Origin of the sequence: Streptomyces sp. Y1, from assembly GCF_041053115.1 — a bacterium.
GTDB lineage: Bacteria > Actinomycetota > Actinomycetes > Streptomycetales > Streptomycetaceae > Kitasatospora > Kitasatospora rubellomurina.
On record NZ_CP163445.1, the window covers coordinates 6,614,698 to 6,634,285 of the forward strand.

General features: G+C 73.9%; 17 protein-coding genes. 13 read left to right on the forward strand and 4 right to left on the reverse strand.

What is annotated here, in order from left to right; translation table 11 throughout:
• Position 1: 1 nt before the first annotated feature.
• The 6 genes from AB2U05_RS29000 to AB2U05_RS29025 all read left to right on the forward strand — a co-directional run bounded on the left by AB2U05_RS29000 (position 2) and on the right by AB2U05_RS29025 (position 4,959).
• Complete coding sequence (locus AB2U05_RS29000) at positions 2 to 985, forward strand: daunorubicin resistance protein DrrA family ABC transporter ATP-binding protein (RefSeq protein WP_045704778.1); 984 nt, start codon at positions 2 to 4, stop codon at positions 983 to 985.
• Complete coding sequence (locus AB2U05_RS29005; protein ID WP_045704781.1) at positions 982 to 1,773, forward strand: ABC transporter permease; 792 nt, start codon at positions 982 to 984, stop codon at positions 1,771 to 1,773. The genes AB2U05_RS29000 and AB2U05_RS29005 overlap by 4 nt, the downstream gene beginning before the upstream one ends.
• Before the next feature lie 31 nt (positions 1,774 to 1,804).
• Positions 1,805 to 2,662, forward strand: a complete 858-nt coding sequence (locus tag AB2U05_RS29010; RefSeq protein WP_052706857.1) for a tryptophan 2,3-dioxygenase — start codon at positions 1,805 to 1,807, stop codon at positions 2,660 to 2,662.
• A gap of 68 nt (positions 2,663 to 2,730) precedes the next feature.
• A complete protein-coding gene (locus tag AB2U05_RS29015; RefSeq protein WP_045704784.1) occupies positions 2,731 to 3,273 on the forward strand; it encodes a hypothetical protein in 543 nt (180 codons plus the stop codon).
• A 33-nt stretch (positions 3,274 to 3,306) separates the two neighbouring features.
• On the forward strand, positions 3,307 to 4,536 hold the full coding sequence (locus tag AB2U05_RS29020; protein WP_107073192.1) for a cytochrome P450: 1,230 nt from the start codon (positions 3,307 to 3,309) through the stop codon (positions 4,534 to 4,536).
• Positions 4,537 to 4,638: 102 nt separating this feature from the next.
• Positions 4,639 to 4,959 (forward strand): TipAS antibiotic-recognition domain-containing protein, encoded by a 321-nt coding sequence (locus AB2U05_RS29025; RefSeq protein ID WP_045711526.1) that lies wholly within the window; start codon positions 4,639 to 4,641, stop codon positions 4,957 to 4,959.
• Positions 4,960 to 5,047: 88 nt separating this feature from the next.
• Here AB2U05_RS29025 and AB2U05_RS29030 read toward each other — a convergent pair whose 3' ends face one another.
• Entirely contained in the window at positions 5,048 to 7,000 is a 1,953-nt protein-coding gene (locus tag AB2U05_RS29030; protein ID WP_369184666.1) for an ABC1 kinase family protein, read from the reverse strand.
• Between the two features lie 594 nt (positions 7,001 to 7,594).
• On the opposite strand from AB2U05_RS29030, the gene AB2U05_RS29035 reads away from it, so the two are divergent.
• From AB2U05_RS29035 to AB2U05_RS29050, 4 genes are all read left to right on the forward strand, one after another.
• Positions 7,595 to 9,136, forward strand: a complete 1,542-nt coding sequence (locus tag AB2U05_RS29035; protein WP_369186012.1) for an acyl-CoA carboxylase subunit beta — start codon at positions 7,595 to 7,597, stop codon at positions 9,134 to 9,136.
• The gene (locus tag AB2U05_RS29040; RefSeq protein WP_369184667.1) at positions 9,133 to 9,348 is read left to right on the forward strand and encodes an acyl-CoA carboxylase subunit epsilon; all 216 of its coding nucleotides are present in this window, start codon (positions 9,133 to 9,135) and stop codon (positions 9,346 to 9,348) included. The genes AB2U05_RS29035 and AB2U05_RS29040 overlap by 4 nt, the downstream gene beginning before the upstream one ends.
• A 160-nt stretch (positions 9,349 to 9,508) precedes the next feature.
• Positions 9,509 to 12,163: an AfsR/SARP family transcriptional regulator gene (locus AB2U05_RS29045; protein ID WP_052706154.1), complete on the forward strand. Its 2,655-nt coding sequence runs from the start codon at positions 9,509 to 9,511 to the stop codon at positions 12,161 to 12,163.
• 244 nt (positions 12,164 to 12,407) lie between these two features.
• A complete protein-coding gene (locus AB2U05_RS29050) occupies positions 12,408 to 14,381 on the forward strand; it encodes a BTAD domain-containing putative transcriptional regulator (protein WP_369184668.1) in 1,974 nt (657 codons plus the stop codon).
• Positions 14,382 to 14,468: 87 nt separating this feature from the next.
• Here the strand turns inward: AB2U05_RS29050 and AB2U05_RS29055 are convergent, their stop codons facing one another.
• Positions 14,469 to 14,639, reverse strand: coding sequence for a hypothetical protein (locus tag AB2U05_RS29055; RefSeq protein ID WP_157882076.1), 171 nt, complete (start codon positions 14,637 to 14,639; stop codon positions 14,469 to 14,471).
• Between the two features lie 190 nt (positions 14,640 to 14,829).
• Here AB2U05_RS29055 and AB2U05_RS29060 point away from each other — a divergent pair, with 190 nt between their 5' ends.
• Positions 14,830 to 16,461: a tryptophan halogenase family protein gene (locus tag AB2U05_RS29060; protein ID WP_045695461.1), complete on the forward strand. Its 1,632-nt coding sequence runs from the start codon at positions 14,830 to 14,832 to the stop codon at positions 16,459 to 16,461.
• A gap of 13 nt (positions 16,462 to 16,474) precedes the next feature.
• Here AB2U05_RS29060 and AB2U05_RS29065 read toward each other — a convergent pair whose 3' ends face one another.
• A complete protein-coding gene (locus AB2U05_RS29065) occupies positions 16,475 to 16,681 on the reverse strand; it encodes a hypothetical protein (protein WP_369184669.1) in 207 nt (68 codons plus the stop codon).
• Between the two features lie 148 nt (positions 16,682 to 16,829).
• Between AB2U05_RS29065 and AB2U05_RS29070 the strand changes: the two genes are divergently transcribed.
• Both AB2U05_RS29070 and AB2U05_RS29075 read left to right on the forward strand, forming a co-directional pair.
• Positions 16,830 to 17,771 (forward strand): Ku protein, encoded by a 942-nt coding sequence (locus AB2U05_RS29070; RefSeq protein WP_369184670.1) that lies wholly within the window; start codon positions 16,830 to 16,832, stop codon positions 17,769 to 17,771.
• Between the two features lie 44 nt (positions 17,772 to 17,815).
• Positions 17,816 to 18,103 (forward strand): hypothetical protein, encoded by a 288-nt coding sequence (locus AB2U05_RS29075; RefSeq protein ID WP_045695470.1) that lies wholly within the window; start codon positions 17,816 to 17,818, stop codon positions 18,101 to 18,103.
• A 39-nt stretch (positions 18,104 to 18,142) separates the two neighbouring features.
• Here the strand turns inward: AB2U05_RS29075 and AB2U05_RS29080 are convergent, their stop codons facing one another.
• Positions 18,143 to 19,531, reverse strand: a complete 1,389-nt coding sequence (locus tag AB2U05_RS29080; protein WP_369184671.1) for an NADP-dependent succinic semialdehyde dehydrogenase — start codon at positions 19,529 to 19,531, stop codon at positions 18,143 to 18,145.
• Positions 19,532 to 19,588 lie beyond the last annotated feature (57 nt).

A 19,588-nucleotide genomic window follows, 5' to 3' on the forward strand; every position in this document is an offset into this window, starting at 1 on the left:
CATGGAGACAGCGATCAGGGCGGTCGGCCTGCGGAAGCGCTACGGCGACCACGAGGCGCTGCGCGGCGTCGACCTGACCGTCCCGGCCGGGACCGTGCTCGGCGTCCTCGGGCCGAACGGGGCGGGCAAGACCACCACCGTCCGGATCCTGGCGACCCTGCTGGACGCGGACGAGGGCACCGCCGAGGTGGCCGGCTACGACGTGCGCACCCAGCGCCGGGACGTCCAGCGCAGCATCGGCCTGACCGGCCAGTACGCGGCCGTCGACGAGCTGCTGACCGGGCGGGAGAACCTGCAGATGGTCGGCCGGCTGCAGGGGCTCGGCCGGGCCGCCGCGGGCCGGCGCGCGGACGACCTGCTGGAGCGCTTCGAACTGACCGAGGCCGCCGGCCGCCGGACCGGCACCTACTCCGGCGGCATGCGCCGCCGGCTCGACCTGGCCGCCAGCCTGGTCGCCGACCCGAAGGTGCTCTTCCTCGACGAGCCGACCACCGGCCTCGACCCGGCCAGCCGGCTCGTGCTCTGGGCGATGATCCGGGAGCAGGTGGCGGCCGGAGTCACCATCCTGCTCACCACCCAGTACCTGGAGGAGGCCGACCAACTGGCCGACCGGATCGTGGTGGTGGACACCGGGCAGGTGATCGCCGAGGGCACCTCCGACGAGTTGAAGCAGAAGGTCGGCGGCGAGCGGCTGGACGTGCGGCCGGTCGACCCGGACCACCTGCCGGCCGTCCTGGCGGCGCTGGCCGGGCTGTCCGGCGAGGCGCCGACGTCCTCCGAGGACGGCCGCGCCGCGTCCGTCCGGATCACCGGCGGAACGGACGACCTGGCCGTCGTCGCGGCCGAGTTGGCCCGCCAGGGGGTGGCGCTGGCGGACTTCGCCCTGCGCCGGCCCTCGCTGGACGAGGTGTTCCTCACGCTCACCGGCCAGGTCGGCCGGCCGGCGGACGAGGGCGCGGACCACAAGGAACGGAGCCTGGCATGACCGACGTACTCGCCCACGGCGCGATCTGCGTCGAGCGGCACCTGAAGCACCTGATGCGCAAGCCCGACAAGCTGGTCGAGGCGACCGTGGTGCCGATGATCTTCGTGCTGCTGTTCGGGCTGCTGTTCGGCAGCGTGATCGACGTCCCGAACGGCGGCTACCACGAGTACATCATGGCGGGCATCTTCGCCATGGGCGTCATGACGGCCGTCCAAGGCACCGCGGTCGGCGCCGTCGAGGACATGCGCAACGGCATCACCGACCGGTTCCGCTCGCTGCCGATGTCCAGCGCGGCGGTGCTGCTCGGCAGGACGGTCGGGGACACCGTGATGCGCGCGGTCAGCTGCCTGGCGATGGCGGCGGTCGGCCTGGCGATCGGCTGGCGGACCCACACCGGCGTGCTGTCGGTGCTGGCCGGCTTCGGACTGCTGCTGCTCTTCGGCTTCGTGATGGCCTGGCTCGGCGCGTGGGTCGGGCTGGCGACGGGAAGCGCGGAGACCGCCTCCTCGGTGCCGAACGTGCTGCTGATGCCGATGATGTTCCTGTCGAACGCCTACATCCCGCTCACCGGCCTGCCGCACTGGCTGGCCGTGATCGCCGAGTGGAACCCGCTGAGCGCGGTCATCGGGGGGTGCCGTGACCTGTGGGGCAACCCGCAGGCCGCGCCCAACGCCGATGCCTTCCCCGCCCAGCACCCGGTCCTGCTGAGCCTGGTCTGGATGGTCCTGCTGTTCGCCCTGGTGGCGCCACTGGCCGTCCGCAAGTACCGGACAGCCGTGGCGCGTTGACGAAATCTTGAGGCTCGATGGGGGAGACCCGATGTCCGAGATGATGACCGAACCGAAACCCGGCCCGGCGGGCGGCGCCGCCGTCGCCCCGGAGGCCCCGCTCAGCTACGGGAGCTACCTGGAGGTGGCGGGACTGCTGGAGCTGCAGCGCCCGCGCACCGAGGCCCACGACGAGCTCCTGTTCATCGTCACCCACCAGGCCTTCGAGGTCTGGTTCGCCTGCGCGCTGCACGAGTTGGAACAGGTGCGGGCCGCCATGGACGAGGGCCGCACCGGCCCGGCCCGGTGGGGCCTGCGCCGGGTGCGGGAGATGGTCCGGCTCTGGATCGTCCAGATGGACGTGCTCGGCACGATGACCCCCGAGGGGTTCAACGAGTTCCGGGGCGCGCTGGGGGAGTCCAGTGGCTTCCAGTCGGTGCAGTTCCGCGAGCTGGAGATGATCTCCGGGCTGCGCGACCGCCGCCACCTGCGGCTGCCGGGCTCCACGGAGGCCGAACGCGAGCGGATGAACCGGCGCTTCACCGAACCGTCGCTGCGGGAGGCCTTCGCCGCACTGCTGGAGCGTCAGGGGCTGGGCGCCGACGAGCTGTTCGTCCCCGGCCTGGCCCCGGACGAGCTGCGCGAGCTGGCGGAGGACCTGCTGGACTTCGACGCGGCCTTCCACCAGTGGCGTTACCGTCACTGGCTGCTGGTGGTACGGGTGTTGGGCGCCAAGCCCGGCACCGGCGGCAGTGCCGGCGCGGAGTTCCTGCGGCAGACTCTGGGGCAGTGGTTCTTCCCGGAGCTGCACGACGCCAGGGCCGGCGCCGTGCCGGACGTCCTCGCGGACGCCGGGTCCGAGCCGGACGCGACCGGTTGCCCGCTCGGCTACGGCGCCGCGGCGTCCTAGGCAGGGGCCGGCGACCACCGGGCGCCGCGGCGATCCCGCGGCGCCCGTCACAGAACAGGAGTGGGAACATGGAGTTGGACCGTCTGCTACCCCAGTGGGATCACCGCGAGCGCCACCGGCTGGCCGTCCGGACGGCCCCGGCGCCGGACGCCACTGCGGCCATCGCGGCCGTCGAGGCGGTCCAGTGGCGGGACGTCCCGGTGTTCCGCCTGCTCATGAACTTCGGCTCGATCAACGCCAAGCGCGGCGAGACCGCGCGCCCGTTCCTGGACGCCATGATCACCGGCGGCTTCAGCGTGCTGCACCGCTCGCCCGACGAGCTGGTCGTCGGTGCGGCCGCGAAGGTCACCGGCCCCGGCAACGGGATCGCCGATCTGGGCGAGGACCCCCACCGCGGCTTCCGCGACTTCGACCGGCCGGGCCACTACAAGGTGGCCTTCAACTTCCGCTGCGTGGACGGCGAACTGCTCACCGAGACCCGGGTGGTGAGCACCGACCCGGTCACCCGCCGCCGCTTCCGCCGCTACTGGACGGTGATCCGGCTGCCCAGCGGGATCATCCGCAAGGAGTGGCTGCGCGCGGCCCGCCGCCGTCTGGCCGCCGCCGGGTAGCCCGGCGCCCGACTCTCCGGAAAGACACCTCTGATGACCGCACTCAGCACCGAGTCCGGGTTCGACCTGGACGCCGTCGACCTCACCGATCCACGGACCTTCGTCGACACCGACCTGTTCGCCCTCTGGCAGCGCTTCCGCACCGAGCGCCCGGTCCACCTGCACCGGGCGACCGCGCAGCTGCCCGCCTTCTGGGCGCTGACCCGCTACCACGACGTGATGTCCGTCTACAAGGACAACCAGCGCTTCACCTCCGAGCGCGGCAACGTGCTCTCCACCCTGCTCCAGGGCGGCGACTCGGCCGGCGGCAAGATGCTCGCCGTCACCGACGGCCCGCGCCACCGGGAGATCCGCAACCTGATGCTGCGCTCGTTCTCGCCGCGGGCGCTCTCGCACGTGGTGGAGCAGGTGCGGATCCGGACCACCGACCTGCTGGCCCGGGCGCTCGCCAAGGGGACCTTCGACTACGCCGCCGAGGTCGCCGAGCACATCCCGATGGGGACCATCTGCGACCTGATGGCGGTGCCGCCGCAGGACCGTCAGATGCTGCTGGACTGGAACAAGCAGGTGCTCAGCGCGGACAGCGCTGACGGCACCGACGACGAGGCCTGGCTGGCCCGCAACGAGATCCTGCTGTACTTCTCCGACCTCGCCAAGGCCCGCCGCCGCAACCCCGGCGACGACGTGATCAGCGCGCTCGCCACCGGGTCGGTGGGCGGCGTGCCGCTCACCGAGGACGAGATCGTCTTCAACTGCTACAGCCTCATCCTGGGCGGCGACGAGTCGAGCCGGATGGCCTCGATCGGCGCCGTCCTCGCCTTCATCCAACACCCGGACCAGTGGCGGGCGTTCAAGAGCGGCGCGGTCGGTGTGGAGAGCACCGCGGAGGAGATCCTGCGCTGGACGACCCCCGCGATGCACTTCGGCCGCCGCGCCCTGGTCGACCTGGAGATCGGCGGCCACCGGATCGCCGCCGGGGACATCGTCACGCTCTGGAACACCTCGGCCAACTTCGACGAGCAGGTCTTCACCGACCCGCGGGCCTTCGACCTCGCCCGCACCCCCAACAAGCACGTCACCTTCGGCTACGGCCCGCACTTCTGCCTGGGCGCCTTCCTCGGCCGCGAGGAGCTGAAGGCCCTGCTGGACGGGCTGCGCGCGCAGGTCGCCGAGGTCGAGCAGGCCGGGCCGGCCGGCCGGGTCTACTCCAACTTCCTGTTCGGCTACAGCACCCTGCCGGTGACCTTCCGCCCGGAGCGCTGAGCCCGTCAGCCGTCAGCCGTCAGCCGTCAGCCGTCAGCCGTCAGCCGTCAGCCGTCCGTCGTCCGCCGTCAACGAGCACCGCACCGAGGAGAGGAACACCGCATGAGCACCGAGGAGAGGCAGTTCACCCCGGAGGAGGAGGAGTACATCCGGGGGTGCTGGGACCGCACCATCACCAAGCTGGTCGAGCTCTTCGACGAGAAGACGGCGACGGACGACCCGCGCGCGCTGGACACCCTCGCCGAGCACCACGGCTGGATCATGGAGTACTGGCCGATCGACTTCGACATGTACATCGAGCTGGGCCGGTTCTACGTCGCCTTCCCGGAGCCGTACGCCCGCTTCGAGGCCTTCCGCACGGGTCTGGCCGACTACGTCGCCGAGATCGTGGAGGCCTACGCCCGGGAGCGCAGGCCGCAGTAGCGGCAGGAGCACCGCACCGCGGCGCGGCCGCCCGTCCCCCCGGGGCGGGCGGCCGCCCGCTGCCGCCGGGCCGGTCTCCCGCGGGCCGTCAGCGGTCGGCGCGGAAGATCGAGAACACCACCCGCAGGGCCAGCACGCTGGCGACCACCAGCAGGTTGTAGCCGAGGAGTTGGAACAGCTGCAGCGAGTGCCCGAGCACCGGGCCGCCCTTGGTGCCGAGCAGCAGCACCCCGATCAGGCCGAGCACGGCGCCGATGAAGGTGAGCAGCACCTCGTGCACCAGCGTGCGGACGAAGCGGCGGTCCCGCTCGTCGGCGAGGAAGCGGACCTGCACGCCGAGCCGGCCGTGCTCCAGCGAGCTGGTGATCCGCTCCACCCGGCGCGGCAGCCGGCGCAGCATCGGGGCCATCGCCAGCGCCTCCTCGACCACGGACTCGGCCATCGAGGCGGGGGTGAGCTTGCGCTGCACCTGGGTCTTCGCGAAGCCCTTGGCCCGGGAGACGATGTCGAACCCGGGCACCAGCAGCTCCATCGAGCCCTCGAGGGTGGCCAGCGAGCGGAAGGCGGCGGCGATCTCCGGCGGGCAGGTGAGGCCGTGCTTGGCGACCAGCAGGAAGAGGTCGGCGAACATCTCTCGGTCCGGCCGCACACCGGGCGTCAGGTGCCGGGCCATGAACCGGCCGAGCGCCCGCTCCAGCTTCGTCTCGTCGATCTCCTCGGCGTGCTCGACGAGTTCGAGCAGCGCGTCGCACAGCGCCACCGGGTCGGTGCGGTGGATGGCCAGCAGCAGGTTGCGCAGCGAGGTCCGCAGCACCCGGTCGACCCGCCCGACCGAGCCGAAGTCGAGCAGGGCGAGCCGGCCGTCGGTGAGCAGCATGATGTTGCCGGGGTGCGGGTCGGAGTGGAACACCCCGCCGAACATGATCTGTTCGAACATGCACTCCAGCAGTTGCTGGGCCAGTTCCTCGCGCGCGGCCTCCTCGCCCGGCTGCGGGGCCCCGGCGCCGCCCAGGGTCAGGCCGTCCATCCAGCTGAGTATCAGGACCCGCTGGGTGGAGAACTCCTCGTGCACGTCCGGCAGCACCACGGCGGAGGCGGTGGCCGAGCCCGCGACCCCGGCCCGGACGGCGGTGGTGTTACGGGCTTCCACCCGGAAGTCCAACTCCTCGTGCAGCGACCGGGCGAAGCCCTCGGCGAGCTCCATGGCGCCGACCGTGCGGCCCCACTCGGTGTGCTCCGCGAGCTTGCGGCTGATCCGGAACAGGATGTCCAGGTCCCGCTGCACGGTGGCCCGGGCGCCGGGCCGCTGCACCTTCACGACCACCTGCTCGCCGGAGTGCAGCCGGGCCCGGTGCACCTGCGCGATCGAGGCGGCGGCCAGTGGCTCCGGGTCGAACTCGGCGAACACCTCGCCGGGCGCCCGGCCCAGCTCCTCGGTCAGCACCTGCTCGATCTCCAGCCACGGCTCGGGCGGGACCTGGTGCTGGAGCCGGGTCAGCTCCTCGACGAACTCCGGCGGCAGCAGGTCGTACCGGGTGGACAGCAGCTGGCCCATCTTGATGAAGGTCGCCCCGGCCTCCTCCAGCGCCATCCGCAGCGACACCGCCAGCGCGGCCCGCTCCACCGCGGCCTGCGGCCCGGTGCGGCTGCGCGCGCGCAGCCAGCGGCCGAGCCCGTGCCGCATCGCGATCCGGCTCAGCTCGGTGTAGCGCCGGGTGCGGGACAGCCGGCGGCGGAAGGCCTGCGGCCAGCGGACCACGCCGGAGATCGAGCCGCTGGGCAGGACCACCTCGGAGAGCGCGAGGAACATCATCGCGGCCAGGACGGCGAGGCTGATCTGGACGGTCACCATCGGGCCGCGCCGGGAGTCGCCCATCGCCGCGCCGATCACCGCCGCCGCCGCGAGGCCGACCAGGGCGGTCAGGATCGCGCGGGTACGGCCGATCCGCAGCCCCAGCAGGCGCCGGACCCCGGTGGCGAGCGCCGCGATGCAGACCAGCGGGACGACGATGGACAGGACCAGGAGCAGAGCGAGCTGCATGGGCGACGTACGGCCTGCCCCCGGGTGGCGGGGCGGGCCGTACCTCCTTTCTCTCGAACGGTCGGGCCGTGGCCGGCGGCGCGGGAGCGGCCGGCCGCCTGGGCGGTGCACGGGGGAGCGGACACCCCGCGACGCACCTCCCCCCGGGGCCATCATCACCGAATCCCGGGCCGGGCGGGCCGGGTGTCCCGATTGTCGGCTTGTGCTCCGAGCGGGCCCAGCCGGTCGCGGCCGCCGCCCGGACGGTCGCTCAGGGGCGGTGTTCCGTCGCGCCTTTCCCACCGGCCCCACGCAATCCCGGGGCGGGGGCGGCGATCGGCCGTGGAATCCGGTCCGGTTCGCCAGTTTCGCACCTCGCGAGGGGTGTCGGGAGGCCGCCGGGAATCGGATTCGACGCTGTCCGGTAGCTGACACGGGGGCGATCGGGGCCTGCGGCGGCCCCTGACGGAATTGCGACAATGGCACGATCGGGACATATCCGGGTCCGATTCCTCGCGGTGACCGCCGACGCGTTCCTAGAGTCGGCCGGTGAGCCCCCGCCGGGGGGCGCTCAACCGGAGGGAGTGGATGTCCGTGTCGAATTCAGCGTCCACCATGCAGGACCGGGTCGCCGAGCTGCGCAACCTCAAGGACGGCGTCCTCAGCGGCCAGGAGCGCGCGACCGAAGCGCAGCACGGCAAGGGCAAGCTGACCGTCCGTGAACGGCTCGACCTGCTGTTCGACGAGGGCTCGTTCCGCGAGGTCGAGCAGCTGCGCCGGCACCGGGCCACCGGCTTCGGCCTGGAGGCCAAGAAGCCGCACACCGACGGCGTGGTGACCGGCTGGGGCACCGTGCACGGCCGGCGGGTCTTCGCGTACGCGCACGACTTCCGGATCTTCGGCGGCGCGCTGGGCGAGGCCCACGCGCAGAAGATCCACAAGCTGATGGACCTGGCGATCGCGGCCGGCGCGCCCCTGGTGTCGCTCAACGACGGTGCGGGCGCCCGGATCCAGGAGGGCGTCTCGGCGCTGGCCGGCTACGGCGGCATCTTCCAGCGCAACACCAGGGCCTCCGGCGTCATCCCGCAGATCTCGGTGATGCTCGGCCCGTGCGCCGGTGGCGCCGCGTACTCGCCGGCGCTGACCGACTTCGTGTTCATGGTCCGCGAGACCTCGCAGATGTTCATCACCGGCCCGGACGTCGTCCAGGCCGTGACCGGCGAGAAGATCAGCCAGAACGGCCTCGGCGGCGCGGACGTGCACGCCGGCGTCTCCGGCGTCTCGCACTTCGTCTACGACGACGAGCAGTCCTGCATCGAGGAGGTCCGCTACCTCCTCTCGCTGCTGCCGCAGAACAACCGCGAGGCGCCGCCCGTCGTCCCGACCGGGGACCCGGCCGACCGGCGCTGCGAGGCGCTGCTGGACCTGGTGCCGGTCGACGGCAACCGCCCGTACGACATGCGCAAGGTGATCGAGGAGGTCGTCGACCTCGGCGAGTACCTGGAGGTCCACGAGCGCTGGGCGACCAGCGTGATCTGCGCGCTGGCCCGGCTGGACGGGCGGCTGGTGGGCATCATCGCCAACCAGCCGCAGTCGCTGGCCGGCGTGCTGGACATCCACTCCTCGGAGAAGGCCGCGCGCTTCGTCCAGATGTGCGACGCCTTCAACGTCCCGCTGGTGACGCTGGTCGACGTGCCGGGCTTCCTGCCCGGCGTCGACCAGGAGCACAACGGCATCATCCGGCACGGCGCCAAGCTGCTGTACGCGTACTGCAACGCCACCGTGCCGCGCATCTCGCTGATCCTGCGCAAGGCCTACGGCGGCGCCTACATCGTGATGGACTCCCGCTCCATCGGCGCCGACCTGTCCTTCGCCTGGCCGACCAACGAGATCGCCGTGATGGGCGCCGAGGGCGCCGCCAACGTGGTGTTCCGCCGCGAGATCGCCGCCTCGGACACCCCCGAGACGACCCGTGCGCAGCTGGTCAAGGAGTACACGGCCGAGCTGATGCACCCGTACTACGCGGCCGAGCGCGGCCTCGTGGACGACGTCATCGACCCGGCCGACACCCGCCGGGTGCTGATCGACGCGGTCGCCATGCTGAGCGCCAAGCACGCGCTGCTGCCGGCCCGCAAGCACGGCAACCCGCCGCTGTGACCGGCGGCCGGGGCCGCGCGGTGCCGCCCCCGCTGAAGGTCCTGCGGGGCGCCCCCTCGCCGGAGGAACTCGCCGCGCTGACCGGCGTGCTGGCCGCCCTCGCCGCCCGCGGGGGCGGCCGGGCCGCCGTGCCGGACGCCGGCCGCACGGCGGCGTGGCAGCGGGTGCGCGCCGAGGAGATCAGACCGGGTTCGTGGATGGCGCCGAGCTGATAGCCGACCCGGGCTCACCGGGCAAGAGGACAGCGGCCGCTTGTCATGGCAGCTTCCTGAAACGTGACTTGTGACGCCCGTCAGGAATCTGTTACGAACGACGGCGATGGCGAGATCGCCGCTCGATTGTGATAAAGCTGCGCCCGGAGGGAGGCTGCTGGTGCTGCAGGTGGTGTTCCGGATCCTGGGCGCTCTGGACGTCCGGGCGAACGGAACCCCCGTGCCCGTGGCGGGGGCTCGTCAGCGCACCATCCTCTCGATGCTGCTGCTCTTCGCGAACCGGGTGGTCTCGGTCGACGCGCTGGCCGACGCGGTGTGGCACGGCAACCCGCCGAACACCTTCGTCAACCAGATCGCGATCTGCGTCTCCGGCCTGCGCAAGACCTTCAAGGCGGCGGTCGGCCGGGACGACCTGATCGTCACCATGCACCCCGGCTACATGCTGTTCGTCGGCGAACACCGCATCGACGCCGTCGAGTTCGAGGAGTGCACGGCCCGGGCCCGGGAGGCCGCCCGGGTCGGCGACGCCGCCGGGGCGGTCGCCCTCCTCGAGACGGCCCTCGGGATGTGGCGCGGCCCCGCCCTGGAGGGCGTCGCCGGCGAACGGGTCGAGGCCGGGGCCGCCCGGCTCGCCGAACTGCGCCTGGACGCCTACGAGGAGCTGACCGCGCTGCGCCTGGAGCTGGGCCAGCACCGGGAACTGGTCGGCGAGCTGTCGGCCTTCATCCGGGAGAACGGGCTGCGCGAGCAGGCCCGCGCCCACCTGATGCTCGCCCAGTACCGCTGCGGCCGACGGGCCGAGGCGCTGGAGACCTTCCGGGAGGGCCGCCGACTGCTGATCGAGGAGCTCGGCATCGAACCCGGCCCGGCGCTGCGGGAGCTGCACGAGGCGGTGCTGGCCGACTCGCCCCGCCTCGGCCCGCCCGGCGAGCCGGCGGCGGCCCCGCCCCCGCCCCCGCCGCGCGTTCCCGCCCAGCTGCCCTCCGACGTCGCCGCGTTCACCGGCCACGAGGACGAACTCTCCTTCCTGGACCGGCTGCTGGACGGGCGCGACGGCCACGACGCCGTCCCGGTCGGTCTGCTCACCGGCCTCGGCGGGGTCGGCAAGACGGCGCTGGCCGTGCACTGCGCCCACCGGGTCGCCGCCCGCTTCCCGGACGGCCAGCTCTTCGCCGACCTGCGCGGCTACCACCAGAGCGACCAGCCCGCCGCGCCGGGCGTGGTGCTGGAGCGCTTCCTGCTCGCCCTCGGGGTGCCCGCCGAGCGGATCCCCGCCGACCTGGCCGACCGCGGTGCGCTGTTCCGCAGCGTGCTGGGCGGGCGCCGGGTGCTGGTGGTGCTCGACAACGCCCGCTCCTTCGCCCAGGTCCGCCAGCTGCTGCCGGGCAGCGGCCGCTGCGGCGTCCTGATCACCAGCCGCGCGCCGATGGGCGGCCTGGCCGGCGACTACGACTTCGTCCACCTCCCGCTCGACACGCTGCGGCCCGACGAGGCCGTCACCCTGCTCGACCGGGTGGTCGGCGACGGCCGGATCGCGGCCGAGCCGGGTGAGGCCGCCCGGCTCGCCGAGCTGTGCGACCGGCTGCCGCTCGCCCTGCGGATCGCGGCCGCCCGGCTCGCCGCCAGGCCGCACTGGCCGGTGCGCACCCTGGTGGCCCGGCTGGAGGACCGGCAGCGCCGGCTCGACGAACTCGGCCCGGACGAGTGCGGGGTGCGGGCCGCCCTCCGGCTCAGCTACCGCGACCTGCCCGAGCGGGCCGCCCGGATGTACCGGCTGCTCGGCCTGCTGAACGTGCCCGACTTCGCCGCCTGGGCCGGCGCCGCGCTGCTCGACACCGGGGTGTTAGAGGCCGAGGACCTGATCGAGGAGCTGGTCGACGCCCAGCTCCTCGACGTGCTTCCGGGCTCCGTCGCCGGCCGGGTCCGCTACCGCTTCAAGGGCCTGCTGCGGCTGTTCGCCCACGAGTGCGCCGAGGAGCGGGTGGGCGAGGCCGAGCGCCGCGCGAGCCTGCGCCGCGCCTTCGGCGGCTGGCTGTCCCTGGCCGGGGAGGCGCACCGGCGCCTCCACGGCGGCGACCAGGCCGTGGTCGAAGGCCCCGACCACCGGCACCACCTGCCCGAGCAGCTGGTCGCCGACCTGCTGGCCGACCCGGTGGGCTGGTTCGAGGCCGAGCGCGCCGCGATCGTCGGCGCCGTCGAGCAGGCCGCCCGCTCCGGCGAGGCCGCCCTCGCCTGGGACCTGGCGATGACCGGCGCCGCCCTCGACCGCGAGCGCGAACACCCGCTGGAGCGCCGCCTGTACGGCGAACGCCTCCCGGCCGCCGCGTTGCGCACCGGCGACGAGCTCGCGGAGACCGCGGCGCCGCACGCGCTCGGCACGCTGGAGATCGTCCAGTGGCGCTACCACGAGGAGGAGACCGAGCGCCTGGACGTCGCCCTGCGGCTGTTCGAGCACTGCGGCCGGGCCCTGGTGCGGCACAACCAGGCGATGCACCCGCGGTCGTACGACGTGCCGAGCGCCCGCGGCGGCCGCCGGCTGGCCCTGGACGGCGCCGGCCCGGCGGGCGACCGCCTGGCGGCCACCCGCTCGGTGCCGGGCCGGTTCCTGGTCGCCCGGGCCGGGCTGGCGATGGCCTGTGTGACGGCGCTGAGCGGCGACCGGTTGGCCGCCGCCGGCTGCCTGACCGAGGCGGAACGGCTGTTCGAGGAGGTCGGCGCGTCCTTCTGGAGCGCCAAGGCGAGACGGCTGGACGAACTCCTGCGCGGCGCCGAGACGGTGAGCGCCGAAGCGCTGTGGCGGTTGCTCGAACTATGAGGCCGGCCGTCCGCCGACCCGTCACCGCGACCCGCCGGGGCCGCGGTGACGGCGAGGGAACCGTGCGGGCCGATCTGGGCCTCTTTCATTTCAGTTTCGCCGAGGGCGAGTTGGATCCAGCGCAGCGAAATCAGGCCGACATCGCAGGGAAAACCCTGATCGGTAACGTCGGCGTCATCTGGGGGACAAGGTCCGGGTGCGGCCCCGCTCGTCGAGGCCGCCACACCCGGGGTGGGGGTGTCACATGGAGTTCCGGATCCTCGGTCCGGTGGACGTCGTGGACGACGGCCGGGCGATACCGCTCGACGGCGCGAAGCAGCGGACCGTGCTCGCGGCCCTGCTGCTCGCCGGCGGCCGGCTGATGCCGGACGACCGGCTCAGCGCGCTGCTGTGGGGCTGGGAGCCGCCCGCGACCCGCAACGCCCAGCTGTACACCTACGTGTCCCGGCTGCGCGGCCGGCTCGGCCCGCAGGTCGCCCTGGTCCGCAAGGCCCCGGGCTACCGGCTGGACCTCGGCCCGGCCACCCTCGACCTGCACGCGTTCGAGCGCACCGCCGAGGAGGGCCACGCGGAACTGGCCGCCGGTCGCCACGACCGCGCCGCCGTGCTGCTGCGCACCGCGCTCTCGCACTGGCGCGGCACCCCGCTCGCCGGCACCACCGAGCACCTGGCCGACCGCGAGGCGCCCCGGCTGGAGGAGCTGCGGCTGGCCGCCCTGGAACACCGGGTCGAGGCCGACCTCGAACTCGGCCGGCACGACGAGCTGGTGCCCGAACTCCTGCGGCTGGTGGCCGAGTTCCCGGTGCGCGAGCGGCTGCGGGGCCAGCTGATGACGGCCCTGCACCGCTGCGGGCGGCAGGCCGACGCCCTCGGCGTGTACGACCACGGGCGGCTGCTGCTGGCCGAGGACCTGGGCGTGGACCCGGGCGCCGGCCTGCAGGCGATCCACCGGGCGATCCTGCGCGACGAACTGCCCGGCCCGGCGGCCGCCCAGCCGCCGGCGGTCGTCACCCCGGCCCCGCCGGACCCGGCCGCGCCGGCCTCCGTCTGGACGGCGCTGCGCCCCGCGATGCTGCCCGCCGACACCCCGGACTTCACCGGCCGGGCCGACGAACTCGCCGTGCTGGCGGCCCGGTTGAGAGTGCCCGCCGAGCGGGTCGAGGGCCTGCCGCGCCCGGCGGCCCCGGTCACCGTGGTGACCGGCCCGGCCGGGACGGGCAAGTCGGCGCTCGTCGTCCGGGCGGCCCGGCTGGCCCGGGCGGAGTTCCCGGACGGCCAGCTGTACGCCGACCTGCGCGGCCGCGACGAACGGCCCAAGAGCCCGGCGGACGTGCTGGGTTGGCTGCTGCGGGCGCTCGGCGCGGACGGTCGGGAGATCCCGGACGGCCTGGACGAGCGGGCGCAGCTGTTCCGCAGCCGGCTGGCCGGCCGCCGGATGCTGCTGGTCCTGGACGACGCGGCCGACGACGGGCAGGTCCGCCCGCTGCTGCCGGGCGCGGAGCGATGTCGCACGGTGGTCACCTCGCGCGATCCGCTGGCCGGTCTGGAGGGCAGCCGGGCACTGACGCTCGGTCCGCTGGACTTCCCCGACGCCTACCAGCTGCTGTCGGCCGTCACCGGCCCGGACCGGGTGTCCGCCGACCCGGCGTCGGCGGCCCGGATCGTCGAGCTGTGCGACCGGCTGCCGCTGGCGCTGCGGATCTGCGCGGCCCGGCTGGCCGCCCACCCGCACTGGACGCCCGCCACGCTCGCGGACCGGCTGACCCCGGTCGAGCGGCGGCTGGACGAACTGCGGCTCGGCGCGCTGGACGTGCGGCAGAGCCTGGTCCCGAGCCACCGCGGGCTGGCCCCGGCCGCCCGGTCCGCGCTGCGCCGGCTCGCGCTGGCGGAGGCCGCGTCGTTCACCGCGCGGGAGGCGGCGCTGCTGCTGGAGGCCGGGGAGGAGGCGGCCGAGGAGGTGTTGGAGGCGCTGGCCGAGGCGCGCCTGCTGACCGTGGCGGAGGAGCCGAGGCCGCGGTTCCGGTTCGCCCCGCTGGTCCGGCTGTTCGCCCGGGAGGCCACCGAAGCCGTGGAGGCCGCCGAGGCCGGTGGAACCGCGGGAGCCGATGGGACCGATGGGGCGGAGGGAGCCGATGGGCCGGCGGCCGTCCGGGCCGCGGGCGCGGTGGGCGCGGTCGCCACCGCGGCGGAGGCGCGGGTCAGGGCCTACGCGCTCTGAGGAGCGCCCGGCCGCGGCCGGGCGCCGTGGTGGTGCGCACCCCCTCGGGGCCCGGTCCGTGACCCGGCCGCCGAGGGGGCCCTCCGATCAGCCGCAGCCGCCGGCGTGGCCGCCGTCCAGGCTGCGCAGCGCGCTGAGCTCACCCGGATCGTTCTGCTCCAGCCACTCTCGGAACTCCAGCTCCAGGCTGTCCATGGCTTCCACGGTGCCGTCCTGCTCCGTCGGCCGCAGGCAGCTCGGGGCGGTGTTCTGGTTCATCTCGACCTCCCGGCTCGGATTGCGCAACGGTGTTCCCCGTCCGCCTCGCGAGCGTCCGTCCGAGCGCTATGAAATTCATATATTTCGACGTCAGGGCGGCGCCACCGATATAGGCACGGCTATAGCCCCGCTATAGGTCCGTCCCGCACGATGAGTGGGGCATCGGCGTCGGCGGACAAGGGGAGCACAGATGCATGCCCGTATTTCGAGCGTGGTCGTCCTCGGCGGCGGCCCGGCCGGCTGGATGACCGCGGCCTACCTCCGCAAGGCCCTGCAGGGCACCGTGTCGGTGACCGTCCTGGAGGAACCGGAGACGGCCGGCGACGCCGGCATCGAGGCCGCCCTGCCGACCCTCCAGCGCTCGTTCTTCCACACCCTCGGCATCGCCGAGGACGAGTGGATGCGGGAGTCCGAGGCGACCTTCGGCACGGCCGTGCGGTTCGTCAACTGGCGCACCCCCGGCCCGGGCGACCCGGCCCCGCGCGCCCTGCCGGAGGGCGGCACCGACGCCTTCTACCACTCGTACGGCCTGCTGCCCGAGCACGACGAGATCCCGCTGTCGCACTACTGGTACCACCGCCGCCACCACGGCGGGGCCACCGAGCCCTTCGACTACGCCTGCTTCCGCGAACCTCCGCTGCTGGACGCCCGGCGCTCCCCCCGCTGGATGGACGGGCGGCCCGCGACCCGCTACGGCTGGCACCTCGACCGGGCGAGCTTCACCGACTTCCTGCGCCGCCACGCCACCCTGCGGCTGGGCGCGCAGCGGGTGCCGGGCACCCTGGCCCGGGTCGAGCTGGACGCCAACGGCTTCCTGGAGACGCTGTACACCACGGCCGGCGAGGCCCTGAGCGGGGACCTCTTCGTCGACTGTTCCGGCCCCCGCTCCCGGCTGCTGCGCCAGGTGATGGCCGAGCCGTACCTCGACCTCGGCGACCAGCTGCTCTGCGACCGCGCGGTGACGGTGCGCCTGCCGCACGACGACTACGCCCACGGCATCGAGCCGTACAGCACGGCGGTCGCGATGCCGGCCGGCTGGGCCGGGAAGGTCCCGCTGCTCGGCCGGTTCGAGTCCAGCTACGTCTACGCCAGCGCCTTCGTGGACGCCGGGTCGGCCACCGAGCAGCTCTGCCGCCTCTGGGGGGTCGACCCGGCCCAGGCCGAGGTCGGCGAGACGGCCTTCCGGGCCGGCCGCACCCGCCGCGCCTGGGTGCGCAACTGCGTGGGCATCGGCGCCAGCGCCGGCCTGCTGGAGCCGCTGGAGCCGACCGCGCTGCACTTCATCGCCGGCGCGCTGCGCCAACTGGTGCGCCACTTCCCGGCGGACGCCTTCCACCCGGCCGTGCTGGACGGCTTCAACCGGGAGGTGGCCACCGAGTTCGACGAGTCCCGGGACTTCGTCCAGGCCCACTTCGCCTGCTCCCGGCGCACCGACACCCCGTTCTGGCGCGCCCACCGCGACGTCGTCCTCCCGGACAGCCTGCGGGCCAAGACCGTCGCCTACCGGGCCGGCCTGCCGTTCGGCGCCCCGCAGGCCGAGGGGCGGCCGCACCACGGCGGCGCCCCCGAGCCGGGCCGGCTCTGGTCGGCCGCCAGCTACTGCGCCGTGCTCGCCGGGCTCGGCCTGGAGCCGGACGCGCCGCTGCCGGTGCTGGCCCACCGGCCGGAGTCGGTGCGCGGCGCCGAACCGCTCTTCGAGCGGATCAAGCGCCAGCAGCAGAACCTGGTCGAGACCCTGCCGGACGCCCACGACTACCTGCGCCACCTGCACGGCCGTTCGGTGGCCGACCACCCGCAGTCCGCGCTGCGCCCGGGGGCGTGAGGCGGCGCGGGCCCTACTCCTCGCGCAGGTCGAGCACGGTGATCCGGGCGGCGTCCGCGGGCCGCCCGGTCAGCCGCGCCGCCAGGATCCGCGGCAGGTCGGCCTCCCCCGAGTACCCGGGCAGCACCGCGACCCGGGCCAGCCGCACCCCGGCCTCGCCCCGTACCGCGTACACCACCAGGTAGCCGGTCCACTCCGGCGGTGGCTCCTGCTCCGTCACGGACATCGACCTCCACGGTCCATTGTCGGACGGCCGCCCGCCCGCCGGCCGATCCGGCCGGCGACCCGGTGGCCGATCCGGGCGAACCCGGGCACAGTGGGACTCTCGGGGCGTTGTCGGTGACCGGCGCTTTCCCAGGAGCGGCCCCATGCAGACCACCTGGAAGGGGACGATCAGCTTCGGGCTGGTCAGCATCCCCGTCCACCTCTACTCCGCGACCCAGGAGCACGACGTCCCGCTGCACCAGGTGCACGCCAAGGACGGCGGGCGCGTGCGGATGAAGCGGTACTGCGAGCGGGAGGAGACGGAGATCCCCTACGCGGAGATCGCCAAGGGCTACGAGTCGCCGGACGGCCGCACCGTCACCCTCACCGACGAGGACCTGGCCGACCTGCCGCTGCCCAGCAAGAAGGTCATCGACGTGCTGGCCTTCGTGGAGGAGCGCGAGATCGACCCGCTGATGTTCTCCAAGGCCTACTACGTGGGCGTGGCCGACAAGGCCGCCGCCAAGCCGTACGCCCTGCTGCGCGACGCCCTGGTCGAGTCCGGGCGGATCGCCGTCACCAAGATCGCGCTGCGCACCCGGGAGTCCCCGGCCGTGCTGCGGGTGCACGAGGGCACGCTGGTGCTGCAGACCTGCATCTGGCCGGACGAGGTGCGCCCGGCGGCCGGCATCGCCCCGGAGGAGGACGTCGAGGTCCGGCCGCAGGAGCTGAAGATGGCGCGCTCGCTGATGGACACGCTGTCCGAGGACTTCGACCTCTCCCAGCTGCACGACGACTACCAGGAGGCGCTGCAGCAGGTCGTCAGCGCCCGGCTGGAGGGCGTCGAGCTGCCGCACGAGGAGGAGGCCGGCGAGGCGCCCGACAACGTGATCGACCTGATGGAGGCGCTGCGCAGCAGCCTCCGGCAGGCCAAGGGCGGGCGGACCGGCGCGGCCGCCGAGCCGGAGCCCGAGCCCGCCCCCGCGAAGAAGGCCACGGCCGCGAAGAAGACCGCGAGCGCGAAGAAGACCGCGGCCGCGAAGCGGACGACGACCGCGAAGAAGGCCACGACCAGGAAGTCCACGGCCCCGCGCAAGGCCTCCTGACCCGCGCGGAAACGCCGTTCCCCCGACCCCCGGAGGCGATCCCGATGGACCTGCTGACCTACAAGGAACTCGACACCGGCCCCGAGGCGCCCGCGCACCGGAGCCCCGCGCAGCGCGCCTGGCACTGGCTGCTCAGCCTCAGTCCCACCGTCGTGACCCTCATGCTCGCGCTCTCGATCGGCCTGGCCATGGTCGCCGTCCAGGTGGACTGGGATCCGATGATCGGCCTGATGGCCTTCTTCTGGTTCCTGACGTTCCTCGCCCTGGTCGGCGTGGTCGCCCGCTGGGCGACGACGCCCGGCCGGGGCAGGCACCGGATGGCGGCGTCCTGACCCCGGCCCGGCCGGCCGCGCACGGGCGTCCGGGAGGGCTCAGCCGATCCACACCGTGGTGACGTTGCAGAACTCCCGGATGCCGTGCCCGGACAGCTCCCGGCCGAACCCGGAGCGCTTGACCCCGCCGAACGGCAGCGCCGGGTGCGAGGCGGTCATCCCGTTGAAGAACACCCCGCCGGCCTGGACGTCGCGCACGAAGCGCTCCTGCTCGGCCCCGTCCGTGGTCCAGACGTTGGAACTGAGCCCGAACGGCGTGTCGTTGGCGAGTGCCACGGCCTCGTCCAGGTCGGCGACCCGGTAGACGGTGGCGACCGGCCCGAAGGTCTCCTCCTGGTGGATCCGCATCGCCGGGGTGATGCCGGTGAGCACGGTCGGCTCGAAGAACCAGCCGTCGTCCCAGCCGGTCGGCCGGCCGCCGCCGCACTCCACCCGGGCGCCGTGCGTGCGGGCGTCCTCGACCAGTTCCTCCAGGTCGTCCCGGCCCTGCCGGCTGGCCAGCGGGCCGATGTCGGTCGCCTCGTCCATCGGGTCGCCGATCCGCAGCGCCCGCATCGCCTCGGTGAACGCGCCGACGAACGCGTCGTAGACGTCGGTATGCACGATGAACCGCTTGGCGGCGATGCAGGACTGGCCGTTGTTCTGCGTCCGGGCCGTGACGGCCGTGCGCACCGCCGCGGCCACGTCGGCGCTCGGCAGCACCACGAACGGGTCGCTGCCGCCCAGTTCCAGCACCGCCTTCTTGACCTCGTCGGCCGCGGTGGCGGCGACCGCCCGGCCGGCCGGCTCGCTGCCGGTGAGGGTGACGGCGGCGACCCGGCGGTCCCGGATCACGCCCTCGACGGCGCCGGAGCCGATCAGCAGGGTCTGGAAGCAGCCGTCCGGGAAACCGGCCCGGCGGAACAGGTCCTCGATCGCCAGCGCGGTGCGCGGCACGTTGGAGGCGTGCTTGAGCAGGCCGACGTTGCCCGCCATCAGGGCCGGCGCGGCGAACCGGATCACCTGCCAGAACGGGAAGTTCCACGGCATCACGGCCAGCACCGGCCCGATCGGACGGTAGCGGACGTAGGCCCGCGAGGCTCCGGAGTCGGCGACGTCGGCGGCGGCCGGGTGCTCGTCGGCGAGCAGGTCCTCGGCGTGGTCGGCGTACCAGCGCATCGCCTTGGCGCACTTGGCGGCCTCGGCGCGGGCGGCGGCGAGCGGCTTGCCCATCTCCTCGGTCATGGTGCGGGCGAGCGCCTCGCGGTCCTGGTCGAGCAGGTCGGCGGCGCGGTGCAGCAGTTCGGCGCGGGCGGCGAACGGGGTGGTGCGCCAGCCGTGGAAGGCGGCCTCGGCACGGGCCAGGCGCTGCTCGGTGCCGGTGGCGTCGAGCGGTTCGAAGGTCTGCAGGATCTCGCCGGTCGCGGGGTTGACGCTGGCGATGGGCATGCGGGGCTCCCGTGGGCTGAGGGCTGAGGGGCGGCGGTGCTGCCCTCACACCCTCCC

Excerpts from the sequence above, each read along its gene's own strand:
- AB2U05_RS29000 (WP_045704778.1), top strand. The coding sequence starts at position 2 with ATGGAGACAGCGATCAGGGCGGTCGGCCTGCGGAAGCGCTACGGCGAC.
- AB2U05_RS29005 (WP_045704781.1), top strand. The coding sequence starts at position 982 with ATGACCGACGTACTCGCCCACGGCGCGATCTGCGTCGAGCGGCACCTG.
- AB2U05_RS29010 (WP_052706857.1), top strand. The coding sequence starts at position 1,805 with ATGTCCGAGATGATGACCGAACCGAAACCCGGCCCGGCGGGCGGCGCC.
- AB2U05_RS29015 (WP_045704784.1), top strand. The coding sequence starts at position 2,731 with ATGGAGTTGGACCGTCTGCTACCCCAGTGGGATCACCGCGAGCGCCAC.
- AB2U05_RS29020 (WP_107073192.1), top strand. The coding sequence starts at position 3,307 with ATGACCGCACTCAGCACCGAGTCCGGGTTCGACCTGGACGCCGTCGAC.
- AB2U05_RS29025 (WP_045711526.1), top strand. The coding sequence starts at position 4,639 with ATGAGCACCGAGGAGAGGCAGTTCACCCCGGAGGAGGAGGAGTACATC.
- AB2U05_RS29030 (WP_369184666.1), bottom strand. The coding sequence starts at position 7,000 with ATGCAGCTCGCTCTGCTCCTGGTCCTGTCCATCGTCGTCCCGCTGGTC.
- AB2U05_RS29035 (WP_369186012.1), top strand. The coding sequence starts at position 7,595 with ATGCAGGACCGGGTCGCCGAGCTGCGCAACCTCAAGGACGGCGTCCTC.
- AB2U05_RS29050 (WP_369184668.1), top strand. The coding sequence starts at position 12,408 with ATGGAGTTCCGGATCCTCGGTCCGGTGGACGTCGTGGACGACGGCCGG.
- AB2U05_RS29055 (WP_157882076.1), bottom strand. The coding sequence starts at position 14,639 with ATGAACCAGAACACCGCCCCGAGCTGCCTGCGGCCGACGGAGCAGGAC.
- AB2U05_RS29060 (WP_045695461.1), top strand. The coding sequence starts at position 14,830 with ATGCATGCCCGTATTTCGAGCGTGGTCGTCCTCGGCGGCGGCCCGGCC.
- AB2U05_RS29070 (WP_369184670.1), top strand. The coding sequence starts at position 16,830 with ATGCAGACCACCTGGAAGGGGACGATCAGCTTCGGGCTGGTCAGCATC.
- AB2U05_RS29075 (WP_045695470.1), top strand. The coding sequence starts at position 17,816 with ATGGACCTGCTGACCTACAAGGAACTCGACACCGGCCCCGAGGCGCCC.
- AB2U05_RS29080 (WP_369184671.1), bottom strand. The coding sequence starts at position 19,531 with ATGCCCATCGCCAGCGTCAACCCCGCGACCGGCGAGATCCTGCAGACC.